Origin of the sequence: Phocaeicola salanitronis DSM 18170, assembly GCF_000190575.1 — a bacterium.
GTDB lineage: Bacteria > Bacteroidota > Bacteroidia > Bacteroidales > Bacteroidaceae > Phocaeicola > Phocaeicola salanitronis.
Genome location: NC_015164.1, coordinates 2,870,775 through 2,890,817, shown reverse-complemented (window position 1 = coordinate 2,890,817; position 20,043 = coordinate 2,870,775). Strand labels below are relative to the sequence as shown.

21 protein-coding genes, 1 tRNA gene and 1 pseudogene are annotated in these 20,043 nt (G+C 42.8%); 17 read left to right on the top strand and 6 right to left on the bottom strand.

Translation table 11 applies throughout. The features are described from left to right. Positions 1-148: 148 nt before the first annotated feature. From BACSA_RS12465 to BACSA_RS12375, 17 genes are all read left to right on the top strand, one after another. A tRNA-Leu gene (locus BACSA_RS12465) sits at positions 149-232 on the top strand. Between the two features lie 240 nt (positions 233-472). Next, positions 473-1,381 (top strand): hypothetical protein, encoded by a 909-nt coding sequence (locus BACSA_RS12460; RefSeq protein ID WP_013618445.1) that lies wholly within the window; start codon positions 473-475, stop codon positions 1,379-1,381. 232 nt (positions 1,382-1,613) lie between these two features. Continuing rightward, positions 1,614-1,901 (top strand): helix-turn-helix domain-containing protein, encoded by a 288-nt coding sequence (locus BACSA_RS12455; protein WP_013618444.1) that lies wholly within the window; start codon positions 1,614-1,616, stop codon positions 1,899-1,901. A 5-nt stretch (positions 1,902-1,906) separates the two neighbouring features. Then, on the top strand, positions 1,907-2,980 hold the full coding sequence (locus BACSA_RS12450; protein ID WP_013618443.1) for an AAA family ATPase: 1,074 nt from the start codon (positions 1,907-1,909) through the stop codon (positions 2,978-2,980). Positions 2,981-3,142: 162 nt separating this feature from the next. Then, positions 3,143-4,072, top strand: coding sequence for a toprim domain-containing protein (locus BACSA_RS12445; protein ID WP_013618442.1), 930 nt, complete (start codon positions 3,143-3,145; stop codon positions 4,070-4,072). A gap of 155 nt (positions 4,073-4,227) precedes the next feature. Next, positions 4,228-4,611, top strand: coding sequence for a MobC family plasmid mobilization relaxosome protein (locus BACSA_RS12440; protein WP_013618441.1), 384 nt, complete (start codon positions 4,228-4,230; stop codon positions 4,609-4,611). Beyond that, complete coding sequence (locus tag BACSA_RS12435; RefSeq protein ID WP_013618440.1) at positions 4,577-5,497, top strand: relaxase/mobilization nuclease domain-containing protein; 921 nt, start codon at positions 4,577-4,579, stop codon at positions 5,495-5,497. The genes BACSA_RS12440 and BACSA_RS12435 overlap by 35 nt, the downstream gene beginning before the upstream one ends. Positions 5,498-5,502: 5 nt before the next feature. Beyond that, positions 5,503-6,222 carry a hypothetical protein gene (locus BACSA_RS12430; protein ID WP_013618439.1) on the top strand — a complete coding sequence of 240 codons (720 nt, stop codon included), beginning with the start codon at positions 5,503-5,505 and terminating at the stop codon, positions 6,220-6,222. A gap of 133 nt (positions 6,223-6,355) precedes the next feature. Further along, complete coding sequence (tssD, locus tag BACSA_RS12425; protein WP_013618438.1) at positions 6,356-7,081, top strand: type VI secretion system tube protein TssD; 726 nt, start codon at positions 6,356-6,358, stop codon at positions 7,079-7,081. A 15-nt stretch (positions 7,082-7,096) separates the two neighbouring features. Continuing rightward, positions 7,097-7,972, top strand: coding sequence for a TIGR02594 family protein (locus BACSA_RS20470; RefSeq protein ID WP_013618437.1), 876 nt, complete (start codon positions 7,097-7,099; stop codon positions 7,970-7,972). Between the two features lie 11 nt (positions 7,973-7,983). Then, a complete protein-coding gene (locus BACSA_RS12415; protein ID WP_013618436.1) occupies positions 7,984-8,460 on the top strand; it encodes a hypothetical protein in 477 nt (158 codons plus the stop codon). A gap of 6 nt (positions 8,461-8,466) precedes the next feature. Next, complete coding sequence (locus BACSA_RS12410; protein WP_013618435.1) at positions 8,467-8,958, top strand: hypothetical protein; 492 nt, start codon at positions 8,467-8,469, stop codon at positions 8,956-8,958. Positions 8,959-9,153: 195 nt separating this feature from the next. Next, the gene (locus BACSA_RS12405; protein ID WP_245546548.1) at positions 9,154-9,759 is read left to right on the top strand and encodes a hypothetical protein; all 606 of its coding nucleotides are present in this window, start codon (positions 9,154-9,156) and stop codon (positions 9,757-9,759) included. Positions 9,760-9,848: 89 nt separating this feature from the next. Further along, positions 9,849-10,787, top strand: coding sequence for a LysM peptidoglycan-binding domain-containing protein (locus tag BACSA_RS12400; protein ID WP_013618433.1), 939 nt, complete (start codon positions 9,849-9,851; stop codon positions 10,785-10,787). Beyond that, positions 10,780-10,971 carry a hypothetical protein gene (locus tag BACSA_RS20865; RefSeq protein WP_013618432.1) on the top strand — a complete coding sequence of 64 codons (192 nt, stop codon included), beginning with the start codon at positions 10,780-10,782 and terminating at the stop codon, positions 10,969-10,971. Before BACSA_RS12400 ends, BACSA_RS20865 begins: the two co-directional genes overlap by 8 nt. 259 nt (positions 10,972-11,230) lie before the next feature. Then, on the top strand, positions 11,231-11,689 hold the full coding sequence (locus BACSA_RS12385) for a hypothetical protein (RefSeq protein WP_013618430.1): 459 nt from the start codon (positions 11,231-11,233) through the stop codon (positions 11,687-11,689). 558 nt (positions 11,690-12,247) lie between these two features. Further along, entirely contained in the window at positions 12,248-12,610 is a 363-nt protein-coding gene (locus tag BACSA_RS12375) for a hypothetical protein (RefSeq protein ID WP_085929108.1), read from the top strand. Positions 12,611-12,873: 263 nt separating this feature from the next. Here BACSA_RS12375 and BACSA_RS12370 read toward each other — a convergent pair. The 6 genes and pseudogenes from BACSA_RS12370 to BACSA_RS12345 all read right to left on the bottom strand — a co-directional run bounded on the left by BACSA_RS12370 (position 12,874) and on the right by BACSA_RS12345 (position 19,755). Next, positions 12,874-13,997, bottom strand: a pseudogene (locus tag BACSA_RS12370) (PDDEXK nuclease domain-containing protein). 25 nt (positions 13,998-14,022) lie between these two features. Then, positions 14,023-15,246, bottom strand: coding sequence for a site-specific integrase (locus BACSA_RS12365; protein ID WP_013618427.1), 1,224 nt, complete (start codon positions 15,244-15,246; stop codon positions 14,023-14,025). Between the two features lie 307 nt (positions 15,247-15,553). Then, complete coding sequence (locus tag BACSA_RS12360; RefSeq protein ID WP_013618425.1) at positions 15,554-16,468, bottom strand: GIN domain-containing protein; 915 nt, start codon at positions 16,466-16,468, stop codon at positions 15,554-15,556. A 201-nt stretch (positions 16,469-16,669) separates the two neighbouring features. Next, positions 16,670-17,644, bottom strand: coding sequence for a phosphatase PAP2 family protein (locus BACSA_RS12355; RefSeq protein ID WP_013618424.1), 975 nt, complete (start codon positions 17,642-17,644; stop codon positions 16,670-16,672). Continuing rightward, the gene (locus tag BACSA_RS12350; protein ID WP_013618423.1) at positions 17,635-18,648 is read right to left on the bottom strand and encodes an NAD-dependent epimerase/dehydratase family protein; all 1,014 of its coding nucleotides are present in this window, start codon (positions 18,646-18,648) and stop codon (positions 17,635-17,637) included. The genes BACSA_RS12355 and BACSA_RS12350 overlap by 10 nt, the downstream gene beginning before the upstream one ends. Positions 18,649-18,852: 204 nt before the next feature. Then, a complete protein-coding gene (locus tag BACSA_RS12345; protein ID WP_013618422.1) occupies positions 18,853-19,755 on the bottom strand; it encodes a cation diffusion facilitator family transporter in 903 nt (300 codons plus the stop codon). Positions 19,756-20,043: the final 288 nt, after the last annotated feature.

The following is a 20,043-nucleotide window of genomic DNA, read 5'->3' as shown; positions in this document are numbered from 1 at the left end:
TGTTGATGCACATGTCCATACGCGCAAACAAGAAGCCCTTCCCTACCCTGCCAACAGAGTTAATTTCACTGGGAAAATGAAAAAATCGCATTAAATATTTGGAAGTTTGACATAAAACCTCTACCTTTGCACCGCAATTCAACGGAATGCCCAGATGGCGGAATCGGTAGACGCGCTGGTCTCAAACACCAGTGGAGTAACATCCATCCCGGTTCGACCCCGGGTCTGGGTACTTCAAACCCTTGGTAATCAACTGATTATCAAGGGTTTTTCTTTTTATCGGGCGTACTAAAAGTGTACTTCCTGACGAAAAGAAAAAGAAAGAGTACTTTCGCCATTTTAGCAACCTTATATTTATGCTTTATTAACGAAGATGCTGCATATTTCTTCCTTTCTCCTGCTTTTGTTTGCTTTGAAAACGGTATCCATCACTTATCTTTGTAACCCAAACCGATTTTAATGCACAACGTATATGGAAGATTTCAGAGAAACCAACTTCAAAAAGATACAGCAGTTACTTGATAAATGTGTTGCCCATGAATACGGGATGAAAACTAATGCGCTTGCCTTAAAGCGTGAATACCTAACGGAAGCACAAATGAAAGACTACATCCGGGAAGAAATTTTCAACGTAACCGAGAACCTTGTATCCCTATGCCAAAAGAACCGTGCCTTGCACAATATACGTTTTGACATACTGATGCCGGACTTCCTTTGGGAAAGCGGTTTCTTCGAAAATCTCTCTCTTGACGAGCGGAAAAAATATATTTCGTTCCAATGTTCTTCTTTTGATATGGACAAATACCTGCAATCTTCCACTTGCTATGATGAGCAGCTTCCGTTCTTTTCTTCCATTGTGCGCCTTGTCATGCAGACCCAATATCTGGAATACCTCCAACAACTGGAGAACGCCAGTCATGCCCCTGTTCCTTTGGATGAGAAATCAGAAGAACAGCCAAAAGAAGAAGAGAAGGCACAGCCTGAGCCAACCAAGATAGTCGGGAAATCCAATCCATTCAAATCAGTCCTTACCTCGCAACAAATCAAACTGTTGGTCGAATGTATCAACGAAGCGCACATATTCACCACGACAATCACCCCGAAAATCCTTTCGGACTTCTTCGCCTGCAAACTGAACGGGGTATTGAAGTCCAACAACAACCGCTTGCTGGCTTATCTGATGATGCAGCTTAGCTGCTACAACTATATCGCTTATGAGTGGCAGTCCGTCATAGCCAACAACAAGCTGGTACTTGCCAAGATAAAAGACAAATACCTCACACGCAGCGACTTGTCGAGCGCGACAGACAACGTGAAGTGCATCTACCCGAAAGGATACGAAATCATAGACAAATACATCAAGCAACTGCAAAAAGGTTGAGCATAGTCTGAGCGGTCAAACAAAGCTCAATTAGACTTCATTTCCAAGCCTTTAACTTTGCCCCCGTTAACAAAACGATGCGGCATGTCGGCATAGGTCAAAACAAAAATATTTCACGTGAGTTACCCGTAACTTATGTGTTGATGTTTTGGAGGATGCCGATTTTTGCTCCATCAAAAATAAAACGAGGGTGCGCACCTTCATATTGTTTCACCAAAAAGTTTCAAGCAATATGGAAAAAACTTTGGAAATGCGAGTGGAAGAACTCGAAAGAATGTTGTTCCTAACCAAGAACGTGCTTAGCTTTGATGAAGCGAGCACATTCCTCAACCTGTCCAAAAGTTACCTTTACAAGCTGACTTCGGGCAATCTGATTCCCCATTACAAGCCGCAGGGGAAGATGCTTTATTTTGAGAAGTCCGAACTGGAAGCATGGCTCCGCCAGAATCCGGTAAAGACCAAAACGCAGATAGAGCAGGAAGCGCAGAAGTATGTTCTCAACCATCCCTTAAAGAAGTAAAGCCCATGGAAAACAAGAAAAGCACGGAGGCTAAAGGGGACACCATTATGAATAAGGAAGATTTTGCTGCCCTTTGGAAAAGCATCCGCCTGAAAGTGACGGACACTTACGATGTGCCGCCTGAAATCCTTTGGGTGAACGGCTCCACCATCGGGACGCTGGGCAACTTCAGCGCCTCCACAGGCAAGGCGAAAAGCAAGAAGACGTTCAACATCTCCGCCATCGTTGCAGCGGCACTGACCAATGACGAGGTGCTGCACTATTCGGCGTGCCTGCCTCCGGACAAACGGAAAATCCTTTATGTGGACACCGAACAGAGCAGATACCATTGCCACAAGGTGATGGAACGCATCCTGCGGCTTGCCGGGCTGCCGACCGACCAAGACAGGGACGACTTTGTTTTCATCGTACTTCGGGAACAGACCCCTGACATGCGGAAGCGGATTATCGAGTATATGCTGGAGAACATGCCCGATGTGGGGCTGCTCATCATTGACGGCATCCGCGACCTGATGTATGACATCAACAGCCCCAGCGAATCGACCGGCCTGATTAACCTGCTCATGCGCTGGTCAAGCGGATACAACCTGCACATTCATACCGTGCTGCATCTGAACAAGGGGGATGACAATACGAGGGGACATATCGGTACGGAACTGAACAACAAGGCGGAAACCGTCCTGCAAATAACCAAGAGCACGCAGGACGGGAACATCAGCGAGGTAAAGGCGATGCACATACGTGACCGGGACTTCGAACCTTTCGCCTTCCGCATCAACGACAGCGCATTGCCCGAAGTCGTGGACGGCTATGTATTCCAGCAGCCCAAGCAGGAAAAAAGTTTCCCGCTTACGGAACTGACTGAACAGCAGCACCGCACGGCGTTGGAAAACGGTTTCGGCAAGCGCACCGTGCAGGGCTATTTCAACGTCATACAGGCGTTGAAGCAGGGCTATGCAAGCATCGGCTACGAGCGGGGACGCAATGTCCTCGTGGCATTGAACACGTTCCTCGTGAACAAGTGTATGATTGTAAAGGAAGGAAAGGGATACCGTTACAATCCCGATTTTCACTACTAAAACAGGTTTGGTTTAGTTCGGACATATATATAAGGGGAACAGACTTCCCGTTTCCCGTCACTCCCGGCAATCAAGTCCGGTACAGTACGGGCGTATATATGAAGGTCTAAACCGGACTGGTACACTTCCCAATTATTCATCATCCACTAAAAAGTTTGCATTATGAACATTGAAGAAGCAAAGAAAATACCCATCACCGATTACCTGCACAGTCTGGGATATTCACCCGTCAAGCAGCAGGGAGCGAATCTATGGTACAAATCGCCACTGAGGGAGGAACATGAAGCATCCTTTAAAGTAAACACAGAACGGGAACAATGGTATGACTTCGGGGCTGGCAAAGGCGGCAACATCATCGCACTGGCACAGGAACTTTACTGTTCCGACCATCTGCCGTACCTCTTAAACCGGATAGCAGAACAGGCACAGCATGTCCGCCCGGTCAGTTTTTCTTTTCGGCAGCAAAGGTCGGCACCGAGTTTTCAACATTTGGAAGTCCGTGACCTCACCCATCCGGCATTGCTCCGTTACTTGCAAGAACGGTACATCAATACCGAACTGGCAAAAAGAGAATGTAGGGAACTACGTTTCACCCATGACGGCAAGCCCTACTTTGCCATCGGTTTCCCGAATGTGGCTGGCGGCTACGAGGTGCGCAACTCCTTTTTCAAAGGCTGCATCGCACCGAAAGACATCATCCATATCCGGCAACAGGGCGAACCGAGGGAGAAATGCCTGGTGTTCGAGGGCTTTATGGACTATCTTTCATTCCTCACGCTAAGGACAAAGAACTGTCCCGCCTTGCCCAATCTGAACGGGCAGGATTACGTCATACTCAACTCCACCGCCAATGTTCCGAAAGCCATTGACGCATTGGGGCAGTATGAACGCATCCACTGCTTGCTCGACAATGACGAGGCAGGCTTCCGGGCGACGCAAGCCATCACAGCGGAATACTCCTATCGGGTACGGGATTTCTCGCACAATTACCGGGAATATTCCGACCTGAACGATTACCTGTGCGGCAGGAAGCAGGAACAGAAAAACGGACAGAATCCGGTGCTAAGGCAGAAGAAAGGCAGGGGAATCTAACCCTGTGGAGACAGACACCGTGACCAACGGGCAGATGTTTCTTAGGGGAAGCAAGGTTATGTTTCGGTAGACCGAAACCACCTTGCTTTGCTCACCGCAAAGAAGATTTCTCCCGTTGGTCGCAATTTTTAAGACATCATCTAAAACGAAAAAGTATGACAGAGATAAAGGATAAGCCGGGGGGGCGCCCGGTAAAAAAGACACTGGAAAGACAGAACAGGGTAGTCAGTACGAAGCTGACAAAACTGCAATACTACGCAGTCAAAAGGCGAGCCGGAGAAGCCGGAGTAAAGGTCAGCGAATATGTCCGGCAGGCTATTATTACGGCAGAGGTCGTTCCACGTCTGAACAGGCAGGATGCGGACACCATCCGCAAGCTGGCAGGAGAAGCCAACAACCTCAACCAGTTGGCACATCGGGCAAACGCAGGAGGGTTTGCGCTTGTAGCGGTGGAGTTGGTAAAACTCAAAAATGGGATTGTCGAAATCATAAACCAGTTGTCCGATGATTGGAAAAATAAAAAAGGGAAGCGGTTTTAAGGGGTGTGTAAACTATGTGCTGGGCAAGGAACAGGCGGCTTTGCTTCATGCGGACGGGGTACTGACGGAAAGCCGGGGAGATATAATCCGCAGTTTCTGCACACAGGCAGGGATGAATCCCGGTCTGAAAAAGCCGGTCGGACATATTGCGCTAAGCTATTCGGTAGTGGATGCGCCCAATCTGACGGATGAGAAAATGGTACAGCTTGCACAGGAGTATATGCGTGAAATGAAAATCACCGATACGCAGTACATCATCGTGCGCCATCAGGACAGGGAACACCCTCATGTGCATATCGTGTTTAACCGCATAGACAACAACGGCAAGACCATATCGGACAGAAACGATATGTACCGCAATGAGCAGGTATGCAAGAAGCTAAAAGCCAAGCACGGGCTTTATTTCGCAGGTGGCAAGGAGCAGGTAAAGCAACACCGATTGAAAGAGCCGGACAAGTCGAAATACGAGATTTACACGGCTGTGAAGAATGAAATCGGAAAATCCCGGAACTGGCAGCAGCTACAAAAGCGGTTGGCGGAAAAGGACATCACCATCCAATTCAAGCATAAGGGAAAGAGTGATGAGATACAGGGCATATCCTTTACCAAAGGAGAATATACGTTCAAGGGTTCAGAGATAGACCGCAGTTTCAGTTTCTCCAAATTGGACGGATTTTTCGGAGATACGGGGTTGGTAACCGTCGCTGAACATAATGGGCAACAAGTTGGTGCACTAGTCCGGGAACAGGCTCCAGTCCGGGAGAACGGCGGTACATCTTTGTTTTCAGGTTGTGGGGGCTTGTTTTCTCCGAATCCGACAAATGAAGACCCTTATAATCCTTACTTAAAAAAGAAGAAGAAAAAGAAAAGACAACTTAAATTGTAAACGGAATGGACGATAATCTGATTTTAGAGGGGCTTCTCTCAATGGTTACTGAACTGAAAGAGAAGCAGGAAGCACAAATAACCCCAGCCAGTCGGGAGGAAACTCTCGAACGGTTTGGAGCGATTGAACAGGCATTGTCGAGGCTGCACAATAACCCGGCTGTTCCTGTGGAGAAGTTGCAGACTATTCAAAGTCAGCTTGACGATGTACGGAACAGGATGCAAGGTCAGCAGCAGCATATTGAGGACACCAAGAAAATATCATTGGAAACCTATCGTTGTTTCAAAACAATGGTTGATACATTGAACGCTTACAGGACAGAGAAAGAAAGTGTAATTCCCTTACCGTTTTATCAACGGATTTACAACAAGGTTACTTCTTGGATTCGTCCGGGATTGTTTATCTTTTCGGCAGTGCTGGTTCTCTGTTCCGCTTCCATATGGTTGAACATTCGTTTGGTTACACGAATACAACAGTTACAGGACAACGATATAAAATATCGCTATTTACTGATGCAGGGACAGGCAGATGGAACGACCCTTGATTTGCTGGAGAACAATTTCAAATGGCAGAGAAATGAGCGTTTTATCCGAAGCCTGACGGATTCGGTGATTGATTTTGAATACCGCTTGCGGAAACAGGCGGAAGCGTTGGAGCGTGCAAGACTGCTCAACGAACAAGCCGAGCAGTTGAAAAAGGAAGCTGACAAGATGAAGAACCGTTAATACTGATAATCAGGAAGAAAGATATTTATGTTCTTGAACAGATAAACAGAGATAATCCGCTCAGATAATATCATTCTTCCTGATTTTTTATATATTTGGGATTGATGATGTTAAACATATAAAAGTAAAGAGTATGAATTCTGAAATAACCTTAGAAATAAATAGTTACAAGCATAATATATTAAGGTATGAATATGGCTTTTATCGTAACATTGATTGGAAAGGTAGACCTACTACTGGGATATTGGGTGGAGACATCTATGTAGAGATGGAATCTGATAGCAGTAATGCTGTATTGGAAATGCTGCTTGCCGATATGGACAGACCGCTTCAAAGTTTCTTTTTAAGGTCTGAACCCATACCTGTGTTCGGACGGATAATTCATACCAAGGATGACATGATGTTTCGTGAAATCGCTTTTGATGAAGCGTACCTTTATTTTCACGAGGAGAGTATGAGTGCGGAGGGAAATGCTCCTATGATTACTCGTTTCCTCATATCTCCTACACGGTTGGATATAAACAGAACCGTTAGAATGGACAGGAGAGTCAGCACGACTTACGGCTTTTGGTGGGAGGAATATAAGGAGGAAGAAAACTTTAAAGTAATTACTCGTGTTTTAGAAGAGGGTTCAGTAGGTGAAATTGTTGAAGTTTATTGGAAAGATGCAAATTCTCATCAAAGAATAAATGAATTTCCTCATAATGGTATAGCTACCTTATGTGCTGTAGTAAAACATGCAACTGAAGGTGATAAGGTTAATTTTATACTTGAATTTGATGATGGCACTTTCAAACGGTTTTCAGGTGTCGTTGATTCAAGAGGTATAGTAGAAGTGAAAAATGTAAAATTGTTATAATTGGAGGATTTTTATATGGTTAAGGTTATTGGTCTTTATAAAGACTCAGAAAAAAGTGCTACTTTAAATAAAGTTCATTTAAAAGCATATTGGGCAGATGAGGATGGTAATAAAATAGACAAAGGGTATTTTGGCTCTACGGTAAGATTATATATTGAAGAATATTGGGCTTACAATGTCCTATTAAAGATATTTTTAAAACAGGAGGACTTTGAAGAGGTAATATTCTTAGATATGTTGAAAAATATAATTCCTGCTTATTTTTTCCAAATGCAAAATTATTTAGAAGTTTGTTTAAAACAGTCTTATGATTATAAGAGTTTATTGTCCCAAAAAGAAATAAAACTATGTTGTGGCATTTCGAATGGATTTGGGTATTTTCAAGAAACTCCTATAATCGCTTCTATGCCAATAATCAACAAAATTCCTTGGATGGATATTGCTATCGGAGAATTAGGTGTTCAAGAAGTAAGAGGGAAGAAACATAATGAAAGAATTATAGAATATCATAGTGTTACTAATTCAAATTTTGATAAAGATGAGATACCTTGGTGTTCCAGTTTTGTTAATTGGTGTTTATATCAAGTTGGAATTGTGGGGACAAATAACGCATTAGCATATTCTTGGTTGCATTATGGAATAGAATTAAATAAACCAGCTTATGGGGCAATAGCAATTATGAATTATTCTCATGTTGGATTTGTGGCAGGAATCAATGACGACCATCGAATTATCTTATTAGGAGGGAATCAAGGGGATGCTGTTACTTTATCTCCAAATTCTTCAAAATTAGTGAAGTCATATAGATATCCAATTGGGTTTACACCTGATTATAATCTTCCTAAATATCATCTTAAAGGAAGAAGTTTGGATGTTTCATCAACGCGATAATAATCATTTTTATGAGCAAATTTATTTTATACATAAGCATGACAATATTAGGCTTTATATTCATGCCATTTTATGCTAATTGCCTGAATATTGATAGTACGAATATAAAATCTAAAACAAAAGACACATTAGTTTTTTGTTATAATTGTGATACATTAAGTCAAACTCTTGTTTTTCAGCGAATAGACGATATAAAAATTGATTTTGAACTAACCTCGTATAATAAGTTAAAAAATGAAATTAAGAGAGTAAATGGTGTAGCTGAAAATAAATACTCATCTGATTATGGCTCAGAAATGGATTTCAATGAAGATGGTGAGATGTACCTTGTTATAGAGTATTTATATGAAAGTGAAGAAATTTTTCTTTCTTTCAGATTTAATAAAGAGTACACTAAGGTTAATGTAGAGGTAGCTGATGAGGTGTTTCCAAATAAATATTGTCCATTACATTCAATCAAAGCATTATCAAAATGTAAAAGTAGGTGATGTGCTTTGGCAAATTTAGTCAAGGATATGGGCATTTTATATCTTATATTTAGTCTTTTGATTGTTGGTATTACTTCTATTTGTATTATTGGGTATGTAGTTAAAACAAGAAAATATCATTTCTTATGGATTATTGTTGTTTTGATAGTTTTATTGTATTCAGCAAATGAACTTTACAACTATTATCGAACATGTCAAATACCACGTATTATCCCGCTTTCATTTAGACAAGTTAATGCTGATGAAATTCATAGTATAATACCATATAACAAAAATTATCCAGTATATGTATTGGAATTTAATTCAGATAAAAAATTGGAGGATTTTTCTCGTGCTCCAAAAATAGCTTTTTTATCTCCTTTTATAGAAAGAAAAGGCTATCAGTCTATTTTAGAAATAGGAAAAGATTCTGTTCTTGAGAGTATTTATATATATCCAAGTAAAAAACTAATAGATATGATTATATTGCTTTATTCCAAAATGATAATGAATCCATAGAGAGGCTACAACATTATAATATACTTTATTTTAGGCTGTTTTTTCTTGGTTATTTAGCTCCTATTTATGGTACACTATCTGTTCCTGTTCCAATGTTTGATAAACACAGTAGAGATTCAGACCAATTGTTTTTTAATAAATATATAATTCCATAATGACTTGATACTGAGTTGAATTGTGTATAGAATGTATATTATGAAACAAGGTAAAATGCGAAAACGATTATTTATTATAATTGCAATTGTGCTTATTGGATTTGTTGTCATTGAAAAAAATATCCAAACGACCAATAATATTAAGATATATAATGTAGGTGTAGATAGTTGCTGCACCTACTTGATAAATAATTTTGTTGATAATGAAATGCTCTTGCATTCGATATTAGAAGAATTGAATAATAGTAAATATCCTGTCAATTCTTTTATAACGAACGAAGAATCTGCAAGTTATTCAGATGGATTAGTTTATACTAATGGGACAAGTGATTTATTGTATTTTAAAAAGCACCATGATAAAACAGATAAGTTCTTATTTGTCAGTTTGTTTTTGTTAGAAAGAAACAACTGTGATTTGCAGATGAAATTTTATACAGACAGTTGTGCTGTTTATCTTGGTACTTTTGATGAATTAAGTGTTAATGTATTAAGATGCTCTCTGAATAAAATAGAGTCGGAGAAATTTGAAAAAAAACATAACAATTTTCTATATAAGTTTTGCAATACAAAGGGAAAGTGCTTAGAAGTGTCATATATGGACTGGGGGGAATGTTTTAGCTTGCATTTGGTTGATAACAATAAATAGTAAGAAAATACCTAAAATTATTTGATATTTGCGAATAATTTATTAGATTCGTTTGAAATAATACACCATAATTCTAATTATATCCATCTATGAGCCAATACAATAATATTTTTATAAGCAGAGAAGATTTTTTGGATTATAGAACAAAGGGAATCCCATATACTGGATTTGTTATAGGAGAAGGGTATGCTTTTGTTCAATATCAGGATTATTACGAGGATACAGATGGAACAGTCATAGATATGAATGACAATATACTGCCATACCAAATATGCATACCTAACATTGTTCAAATCCAATGCATTGATACGTCAAAGGAAATGATAAAAAAAAGTCTTAGAGGACTGTTTGACAAAAACGGATGCGCAAGGTATGTCGTTTGTGAAGGAGATACCTTAGCATATATTGCAGAAATGTTTGACGTTACTGTTGAGGAATTAAAAAGATGGAATGACCTATCAAGTGAGTATTCTATATCCACAGGACAAAGATTATTAATAATTGACATAACGGAAAGAAGGATTATAGATATACCCCACACAGTAGATAATGGAGAAATTAAAGAAGCTGGAGCTTTGACTTCTCTTGAATTTTGGTTGGATTCACCATCCGACACTTTTCTTGAAGGCATAGGTAAAATTCTTGTCAATACAGCTTATAGTAAAATAAACTCACCATTAGTTTTTTTTACGGGGCGTACTTTAGCAGGAGCAAGTCAATTACCGGAAGAACGGTTTGAAGCTTTTTTGGATATAATACCGCTTCCTCTTTTTGAAGGAGTTAAAGCCATAGGTTTTTGTGGCAAAGTTGAAAAAGGGTTGATAAATGGATATAATCCATTTCTAAAAACAAAACAATATAAGATGTATAAACCTTCAGGCAAAGGTTGGCAAAAAGAAGCAAGTAAAAAATTCAAGCAGGCAAGAGAACATTACATAATGCATGTCGAAAGTCAAGAATTTTGGAACGATATGAACTATGGAGCCAGTATATGGAATGAATATTTAAAAGACGAAAATAATGATTGATATTGTAGGACTGAAATGTTTAGGCAAATATATTATTTGGCTATGGAGTAAATATGTAAAACGAAAACATATACCTTATATGGACCTTGAGTTTCATTATCCCAACTATCTCTTTATAGCATTGGGGAGTCTTGTCTGTGCTATTATCTTGGGAATAGCAATTACCTATTTTTCAATTAAATAGGGAAACAGAATGGCTAATATCATCACATTAAAACGAATAGGGAAATTCATCATTTGGTTTTGGAATAAGTATATAAAGAAAAGATATATACCTTACATTGACCTTGAATTTTATTATCCCAACTATCTCTTTATAGCACTGGGATGTCTTGTAGTTGCCATTTTTTTAGTCATAGCAGTTACTTATTTTTCAATTAAATAAGGAAGAAAAATTGTACTATCCTCAAACTATCAGGTAATCAATAAAAGCTTCAAGTGATATGACAGGCAAATTCATACATTGGATAAAAGAGAACGGTTGGGAAATTGTTGGTATCTTGCTGGCTATGAATATTATTTACGTCTATTTCTCTGATAAATATTACTTTTATAATTCCGAAAATGTACGCTATACCATAGCCAAGTATAAGGATACCAGTTTTTTGGTAGGAAAAAGTCCAAAAACACAATATGATTTTTCTTATGAAGTGAATGGAAATAGCTATAATACTTACACAAGAGCAACTCTTAGCAATTACAATCTTGAGGAAGACAGACTACTTATTAAATATTCAACAAAGATGCATGGAGCAGGAGTTGTTGTAAAAACAGTTGTTCCTAAATGGGTTCTGGCTCCACCCAAAGACGGATGGAAACAGTTCCCTCCCGACATAAACTGGAAAGGCGCGGAGCTTGATACCGCCTATATGAAGAAAATGAATCTGGAAATACCTAAATAATGTTCATGTTGCGAAATAAGTTAAAACAAATAGGACAATTAGTAACAATTATATTGTTCTTTACAGCATTTAGTGTAAACATATATTTATCATGTTTTTATTTAAAGTCAATACCAAAATCGGAATATATCTCTGGCATGTTCCTTGGTGTCTTTATTTTGCAATTGTTTGTTTCTTTTTTGTTTATCATAACTGATTTATGGTTGCACTGCAACGCAATTCGTATAATGGCTGTAATTATGTTGGTAGCGACCTGTTTATTCAGTTTCGGATACATATATTACACAAACAGCAAACCCATAGCATTGGACATCTTTATATTAATGCAAGGCTGTGTGTTCATTTATTTGTTTTTGTCAATGGTCATTTCGCATCTTGTAAAAAAACATTATTAGCAAGGGAGGTCTATCCTTAAATGGCATTCTTTTACAATTCATTAACATTAACTTGGCAAAGCTATTCATCAAATTTATGGAAATAAATCTCTCACAAAAAAAGAAATGGATATTTAGGATTATTTGCATTTGTGTTTTATTGCAATTGCCTATATTCTACTTTATGGATAAGTTCTATTATTTTAATGACAATAATATTCGTTATACAATTGGAACTTACTATAAAGATGGATTTGTTATCAATTCAAGTTCAAGTCAAGAAAAAGGATTCATTTATTATGTTGATAGTATTAGACATGTCGCAACAACAAGTAAATTTAATAATACAGATGTGTCTCATAAATACGCATTGATAATGTTCTCTGTGGTATTTCCGGGCAATGCGAATGTCTTAAGTACCATTGTTCCCAAATGGGTACTTGCGCCACCCAAAGACGGATGGAAACAGTTTCCTCCTGACATAAACTGGAAAGGCGCGGAGCTTGATACTGCCTATATGAAGAAAATGAATCTGGAAATACCATAAATAATGTTCATGCTGTGAAATAAATTGAAACCAATAGGCTAATCAGCAAGAATTATATTCTTCTTTACACTATTCAGTGTGAATATGTATTTACTTAAAGTCAATTTCTATACGGAATGTCTTTTAGCTTTTTATAATAAGGTTAGTTTATGGCTTTGTATATATCCAAAACAAACTAAACCTATTTCTATTAGCAGCAAAATATTTATGCTGGCGAAAAGAGAAATAGTCTTTTTCTTTTCGCCAGTATTTGTTTGGTTGAATTATTGGCAGTTTGCAGAAGTGATAAACTCCTTTATTTCTTCCTCACTTGGAAGTTCTATCATGTACTTCTGCACGAAGATGTTCGGGTCTAATCCGGCAGTGGCATATTTTACTAATGTATCTCCCTTTTCGGTACAAAGCAAGATTCCGATAGGTGGATTATCGTCCGGCTGCATCACTTCCGCTTTAAAGTGGTTAAGGTACATATTGAGTTGTGAAGCATACTCATGGCGAAACTTGTCTATCTTCAATTCCACAATGACATGGCACTTCAAAATGCGGTGATAGAATACAAGGTCAGCAAAGAAATAATCCTCATCAATCAGGATACGTTTTTGCCGGGCTTCAAAGCAGAATCCATGCCCCATTTCCAACAGAAAGTGCTGCAGGTTGTCGAGAATGGATTGCTCCAAGTCGTTTTCCGTTACCAAAGTACGGTCGTTCAATCCCAAAAACTCCAACGTAACGGGCGTGTTAATAATGTCTTTGGGCTGTAATTGCATGGCTTGCCGCTGCACCAAGGCAGACAAGGCTTCCTTATTTTGGGATAATCCGCTGCGCTCGTAATAGAGGGAATTGATTTGCCGCTCCAACTCCTTTACTGACCAACAGCCCCGAATGGCTTCCATTTCGTAGAAAGCACGTTTTACGGGGTTATCAATGGGAGAAATCACATTCAAATGGGTGGAAGATAGGGGCTAAACAACTTTTCGGGTGGGGTAATCCATTTGTTTTGAGCGGATTGAATGCGTTGAGAGGATTCGGCGGTTGGCAACCGCCGAATTGGGTCTGCAAATTCGGCGGACAGTGTGTGCCGAATTTCGCTTCCTGCCAATATGTATTGTGCGATAGGCTCTTTCAGTTGCGGATAAACGAGGTACAACCGCCGGAACTCACGAAACCTGCGCTCGTTCAGTCCTTTGACATTCAACCGCTGTTCCAGTTTCTTCAACAGTTGCTCGCCGTATGCGGCACGGTCTTCTCCGTTCTGCTCAAACTCCACGATATAGCACCCCATAAGCCAGTTACGGGCGGTAAGGGCGAGGTTTACTGCGTGTGCGGCTTGTGCCTGCAACGTGTTCTGTATCGTACTGATATGTTCTACTAATGATTCAAAGTCCATAGTTACAAAGATAAGTCTTTTATGGTTAAAACTTTAATTCGGGTAAGCTGTTTATTGCTTCCTCTTTCAATTTATCCACCGCACGAGTGTATTTCTCCGTATGCTTCAATCCGCTATGCCCTAAAAGACTGGCTACTGTCTTGATATTCGCACCATTGTTCAAAATATTCACGGCAAAGGAGTGTCTTGCACAATGCCAGCTTATGTGCTTGTCTATTCCGGCTCTTTTAACCCAACGCTTTACTGATTTACAGCAACTTTCGTATGAGGGCAAATCGAATATCAGACAATTCTTGTCTGCCGGAGCTTCGCCAATGATAGACAGCAAACCATCGTTCAGTGGAATAACTACACCGCTGCTGGCTGAATGTCCTTTTGTCTTGCTTTGCTCGAATTTCAATAGTCGGTTGGCATAGTCCACATTTTTATAAGTAAGGTCTTTCACATCACAGAAGCGTAAGCCGCAGTACAGACAGAAGATGAAAGCCCGTCTGACTGTCGGATTTTCATTGTCGTAATGGCAAGCTATCAGTTTCTGTATTTCTTCGGGGGAAAGTACATCTTTCCGGAGTATTTGGCTATCTACTTTGCATGTAACACCCTTACATGGGTCTTTCAGCATGACATCATGGTCTATGGCATATCGAACAACTTTCTTGAATCGTTGGAAAATGCTTTTTGCTCCCTCACCCACACTTCGTGATTGCAGGTAAGCAACAAATTGTTCCATCATTTCTTTGGTTATGAGTTCGGGCTTGATGCTAAATTCATTCGCAGGGTATTGTTCTTTCAAAAAGTCCTTGAAGCGATTAAGCGCAATTTGTACCATGCGAATGTCTTTCTTCGTGTAGCTGTTTATGTATGCTTGATAATAATCCAAGAAATTAACCGTCCTGTCTTTCTTCAAGCGGTAGCCAAGCATACTTTCCTTAAACTCTTGCTCACGCTCTGCACGTATTTTTGAAGCGAGTTCCAACGTTTCCTTGTTCTGTTGCCGTTCCACAGGAGTACGTGGCTTGTCTATCAGATACAGGCTAAGGTTTTCTTTTCGCCTGTGATGTTTGACAGCGAACTTTGGCTTTCCTTGCATCTTGCCACTTTCGTAATATACCTGATTGCCGTTTTCATCCAATACGGGCTTTTCCTCTCTACCTAAATAATACTCCAAGTAAAGGCTGATTCTGCCATCCGAAAGTTTATTTTGTTCCAGTTTCGGATTTTCTTTCGTTTTATTTTCTAACTTTGCCATTGTTTAGAGGTTTTATCCCGATTTAGGTACCGTAACCGGGTAAAATTACTAAATAGTTGATTTTCTTTTGTTTTCCGATATTGCAAAGGTACAAAAGAAAATGAAATTTCAAAGTGTACTAAAAGTGTACTGAATAACGAAAAACAGGCAAAATATGGCAAAAATAGAGAAAATAGGAAATATGCAAATTGCTGATAATAAGGAAGATAAATTCTTTTGTTTTCCTATGATTTCTATGCCTTGTACCGGGTCTGGGTACGAAAAAAAGAGTTAAGCTTCAAAAGCTTAACTCTTTTTTATTTTCCAATCAAAGCTTCGATACACCTTTAATCTTACCTTCTACACGTGCCGGCTCGCCTTTATAGCGCACGCCTCCCGCGCTCGATACCGAAGTGGAGAGCACACCGCTCGCGTTGCATTCGATATCGCCTGCCGAAGAAGCCCGCGCCTCTACGTCCTTGGCAAGCAGGTCTTTGGCATAGATACTTCCCGCCGAGCTGGCAATGAACGAAGCGTTGCGGCACGTGCCCGCCAGCTTGATGTCGCTCGAAGAGCTGGTAGAAGCCTTCACATCGCCCGAGCAAACCATTTCCGACACGATGCAATCTCCCGCTGAACTGGACTCGATATCGGCTCCCGTACAGGTAGCCGAGGTCACTTTGATATCTCCGCTGCTCTGTGTATCCAGGGCAAGCATGCCGCAAGCGATGGTGCCCACCTTGATATCCCCGCTGCTCGAAGTGGTCATGCTCAGGTCGCCGCACTGGACGGACGAAGCGTCGATGTCCCCGCTGCTCGAAGCCTTCAGGGTAACGGGTTTCGAGGTCTTCAAGCCGTTTGCCAAGGTGATGTCCGAAGCGCTGGAAGTGGAGAACGAAGTCACCTCGGGGGCAAATACCCGCACCTCGCACTTATACCTTCCCTGAATGGACGTGTTGCCCTTGAAGCCTATCTTCAGGCTTTTCCCGTCCTGTTCCACCTTGACGAGCGGCACGATATTGTCGGGCGCGTAAATCTCGGCATACGGCGTGCCCGAAGCCTGGGTATAGACTACATCGACCGATGAAGAGGAACGGATAGCCTCGATATCGGATATCGAAACCTTTTCGGTCACATAATTCTTGCTGGGTTTCACCGCGTTTCTTCCTCCGGCATAGCATCCGGATACGGTAAGCATCAATGCCACGGCGCACGATGCCCATGTCATACTCAATGTTTTCATACGTTCTGATTCGTTTTTAATGTTATTCTTTACCCTTTAGACGCAAATGTATGGAAAAGGTTACAGATAAATTGTTTTTTTATTGAACACAGAGACACAAAGGCACAAAGTTTTATTTATTTAAGAGAACAGCGTTCACGAAGCAAAGCACCGGTTATATAATTATTTCTCCGTGTCTCTGAGTCTCTGTGTTCAATCAAATTATCCCATCAGCTTGAACGCCGGCGTGATGAACCAGCGCTTGTACATCAGCGTGGCAAGCTGGTAGACGAAGAACGCCGAGAAAAAGCCTACGAGGGAATCGATGAGGTAATGCGCCTGGATATAGACCGTAGCGCAACACAACAGGACGTAAAACGGCAACAAGATGTACGCCAGCCGCTTGCTTACGCGCCACGCCATAATCATCACAATGGTGGATATGCCCACGTGCGAGCTGGGGAAGGCCGCCGTAGGGCGCTCGCCCACCTCTTGCGAAGCCTCAACCAGATTGAAGAAGAAACCCTGGTCGAAACCCGGGCCGGGTATCAGATAGTCGTTCGTATTGAAATAATCGCCGATGGCGGGGAAATCGCACGCGTTCACCTTATCCATGCCGATAGCGGGGAAATAGAACTGAGGGCCCGCCACGGGCAGCATGATGTAGATAAAGTAATAGATGAAGAACGAGGTGACCAATACGAAGCAAATCTTCTCGAACCACTCGAAACGCTTCACGAAATAATACACCACCACGATGAGCATCATCGGATAATAGAAGAAGTACCCCATGTTGAAAGGCTCGCTGAACCATATCGAAGGGCAATGCTTGCTGAACTCCACCGAGGGCTGGCACCCGAACATCGCCTGCTCGTTGCTGGCGAAGATATGGTCGAGGTTCGGGAAAAGGCGGTTGAACTCGAACGTGTCGGGATACCAGTATGCCAAAAGGCTCATCTGCACCACCATACGGATAAACGCCGTCAGGCGGCACGGAAACGCCTGATAAAGATAAATCAGCGTAAAGGTCAGCGCCACGATGCCCGCCCGTTCCAGCAGCATCGTGCCCGGATGGTCCATGCGCGCATACAGCAACAATATCAAAAAGCTGGTCAGCGCATTATATATCAGGCTGATGGTCTCTACCGCAAACAGCCCCTTCCCACTCTCTACCCGTTCGAATAATTTTATAGCCATCCTTCTTTCTTATACCACTCGATTGTTTCTTTTACTCCTTCTTCCAGCAGATAACGGGGACGGTACCCCAGTTCCCGCTCCAGCGGCGAGATGTCGCACCGCCAGTTGCGTTGCTTCATGATGCGGTACTTGTCGGGATTGAGCGTCGAGGTCTTGCGCGCGAGCTTCGCCCCGTTTCCCGCCACATACGATATCGTTTTCAAAAGCCACAGGGGACACGTAAAGCGCACCAGCCAGGGCTTGCCCAATTCGTTCCAAATCAAGTCCGAGAACGTACGGCTGCTGTACACCTGCCCGTCGCTCACGAAATAGGCGCGTCCCGTCACCTCCCGCTCTACCGCCAGACAGACGGCCTGCACCAGGTCCTTTACATACACGAACGTAAGGTCTTGCCTGCGGAAGCCCGCGGCGATGTCCACGTGCCGCGCGATGGATTGCGCCATCAGGTAATAATCCTTCTCACGCGGACCGTACACGCCCGTGGGGCGGAATATCACGTAAGGGAAACCCTGCAAGGAACGGATATACTCCTCGGCATGGAGCTTGCTCACTCCGTATGCCGTGTTGGGACAGGGCGTGTCTTCCTCACGGATAGGCGCATAATCCGCCTCGTGTATGGCTCCGAACACGCTCAGCGAACTGAGGTAGACGAACTGGCGCGGCACCATGCCGAGCCTCGACAGCACCTCGATGAAATGGCGCGTAGCCCAATAGTTCCCTATCTCGAAGTCCGCCTTGTCGAGGCATTTGGTCACGCCCGCGCAATGCACGATGCAGTCCCATCCGCCGTGTTCCTCCTTGTGCCGCCTCAGCTGAGCCTCCAGGCGGTCGGAATCGGTAAAGTCCAGCTCCGCAAACCGGATGCGCCCGTCCTGCAAGTACTTCCGGCTGCTGCTGCGCCGCACGCCTGCCCATACCTGCATCCCGCGCTCCAGTCCGCCTTCCACAAGAAAACTCCCGATAAAGCCGCTCGCGCCCGTCACTAATATCTTTTTTCCTTCCATATCGTTTTTTTGAACACAGAGACACAGAGGCACAGAGAATAAATTTACCTTATCAGAGCCAACCTTGTCACGCCCCTTGTCACGCCGGATTTGTAATCCGGCGTAATTAAAGACACGGAGAAATTAAAAAACTCTGTGCCTTTGTGTCTCTGTGTTCTATTCTATTTTCGCAAACCAATTTTGTTTTTACTATATCATATAAATTCATTTCACCGGCTCCACGTGCACATTGATGTACGTGCCGCTCCCGTACTCGTCCCGGAGCTTCTGCTCGATGCGGGTGGCACGCTCGTGCGCCTCGCGCAAGGGCATGTCCCCGTCCATGCGGATATGCAAATCGATGGCATAACGGTTTCCCACACGCCGCGTGCGCAGGTGATGCGGCTGCGACACCCCGTCTACCGAGAGCACCAGGTCGGTGATGCGCTGCTCCACATCGTCGGGGAGCGAACGCTCTAACAATTCATCCAGGCACGGACCCAATTGCTTCACCGCCACATGGATGATGAAGAAGCTCACGATGACCGCCGCCAAGGGGTCGAGCACCCGCCAGTCTTCGCCCAGCAGGATAGCTCCGCCGATTCCCGCCGCGGTACCAATGGAAGAGAACGCGTCGCTCCGGTGGTGCCAGGCGTTGGCGATGACCGAAGGGCTGTCGTATTTCCTTCCTATCCGCCGCGTGTACTGGAACAGCACTTCTTTCGACACTATCGAGACCAACGCCGCCGCCAGCGCAATCCAGCCCGGCTGGTCCAGCGTCTCGCCCCGGAAGAACGCGTAAATCCGCTCGCCTCCGCTCCACAGGATGCCGATGCCCACCACGAGCAACGCCACCCCGATAAGCAACGTGGCAAAAGTCTCATACTTCCCGTGCCCGTAGTCGTGCCCCTTGTCTTCCGGCTTGCCGGAAATACGCACGAACACCAGCACTATCACATCGGTGGCAAGGTCGGACAACGAATGTACCGCATCCGCCACCATCGCCGCGCTGCGCCCCAGTATGCCCGCGGCAAACTTGCACAGCGTCAGCACAATGTTCACTACGCTGCCCGCCAAGGTCACCTTGTAGATTTCCCTTTGGCGAAGGGCAACATCTGTCTTATCCATAACGCATCATCGTTTTTACTAAACGCGGGCAAAGATACGCAAATAAATGAAGAATGAAGAACGGGGAATGAAGAATTTATGGCAGATACGCCGCAAAAGATGACCTCGCTTGAAACGAGGCTATCCCCCGAAGAGGTGCAAATCGGGCTTACCCCCCCTGCGACGGGATGCCTTGCAAGCACATCGTCTCCGACATGAGGTGGTTTGAAACCACCTCATCCCCGCACAGGCAACCGCTCTTTTTACTATATAATCTGTGGCAATGGATTACCTTACAAAGATATAAAA

Coding starts and splice junctions, on each gene's coding strand:
- BACSA_RS12345 (WP_013618422.1), bottom strand. CDS start 19,755: ATGGATAAGACAGATGTTGCCCTTCGCCAAAGGGAAATCTACAAGGTG.
- BACSA_RS12355 (WP_013618424.1), bottom strand. CDS start 17,644: ATGGCTATAAAATTATTCGAACGGGTAGAGAGTGGGAAGGGGCTGTTT.
- BACSA_RS12350 (WP_013618423.1), bottom strand. CDS start 18,648: ATGGAAGGAAAAAAGATATTAGTGACGGGCGCGAGCGGCTTTATCGGG.
- BACSA_RS12405 (WP_245546548.1), top strand. CDS start 9,154: ATGAAACAAGGTAAAATGCGAAAACGATTATTTATTATAATTGCAATT.
- BACSA_RS12450 (WP_013618443.1), top strand. CDS start 1,907: ATGGAAAACAAGAAAAGCACGGAGGCTAAAGGGGACACCATTATGAAT.
- BACSA_RS12455 (WP_013618444.1), top strand. CDS start 1,614: ATGGAAAAAACTTTGGAAATGCGAGTGGAAGAACTCGAAAGAATGTTG.
- BACSA_RS20865 (WP_013618432.1), top strand. CDS start 10,780: ATGATTGATATTGTAGGACTGAAATGTTTAGGCAAATATATTATTTGG.
- BACSA_RS12360 (WP_013618425.1), bottom strand. CDS start 16,468: ATGAAAACATTGAGTATGACATGGGCATCGTGCGCCGTGGCATTGATG.
- BACSA_RS12385 (WP_013618430.1), top strand. CDS start 11,231: ATGACAGGCAAATTCATACATTGGATAAAAGAGAACGGTTGGGAAATT.
- BACSA_RS12435 (WP_013618440.1), top strand. CDS start 4,577: ATGATTGGAAAAATAAAAAAGGGAAGCGGTTTTAAGGGGTGTGTAAAC.
- BACSA_RS12375 (WP_085929108.1), top strand. CDS start 12,248: ATGGATAAGTTCTATTATTTTAATGACAATAATATTCGTTATACAATT.
- BACSA_RS12400 (WP_013618433.1), top strand. CDS start 9,849: ATGAGCCAATACAATAATATTTTTATAAGCAGAGAAGATTTTTTGGAT.
- BACSA_RS12440 (WP_013618441.1), top strand. CDS start 4,228: ATGACAGAGATAAAGGATAAGCCGGGGGGGCGCCCGGTAAAAAAGACA.
- BACSA_RS12415 (WP_013618436.1), top strand. CDS start 7,984: ATGAGCAAATTTATTTTATACATAAGCATGACAATATTAGGCTTTATA.
- BACSA_RS12445 (WP_013618442.1), top strand. CDS start 3,143: ATGAACATTGAAGAAGCAAAGAAAATACCCATCACCGATTACCTGCAC.
- BACSA_RS20470 (WP_013618437.1), top strand. CDS start 7,097: ATGGTTAAGGTTATTGGTCTTTATAAAGACTCAGAAAAAAGTGCTACT.
- BACSA_RS12460 (WP_013618445.1), top strand. CDS start 473: ATGGAAGATTTCAGAGAAACCAACTTCAAAAAGATACAGCAGTTACTT.
- tssD (WP_013618438.1), top strand. CDS start 6,356: ATGAATTCTGAAATAACCTTAGAAATAAATAGTTACAAGCATAATATA.
- BACSA_RS12365 (WP_013618427.1), bottom strand. CDS start 15,246: ATGGCAAAGTTAGAAAATAAAACGAAAGAAAATCCGAAACTGGAACAA.
- BACSA_RS12430 (WP_013618439.1), top strand. CDS start 5,503: ATGGACGATAATCTGATTTTAGAGGGGCTTCTCTCAATGGTTACTGAA.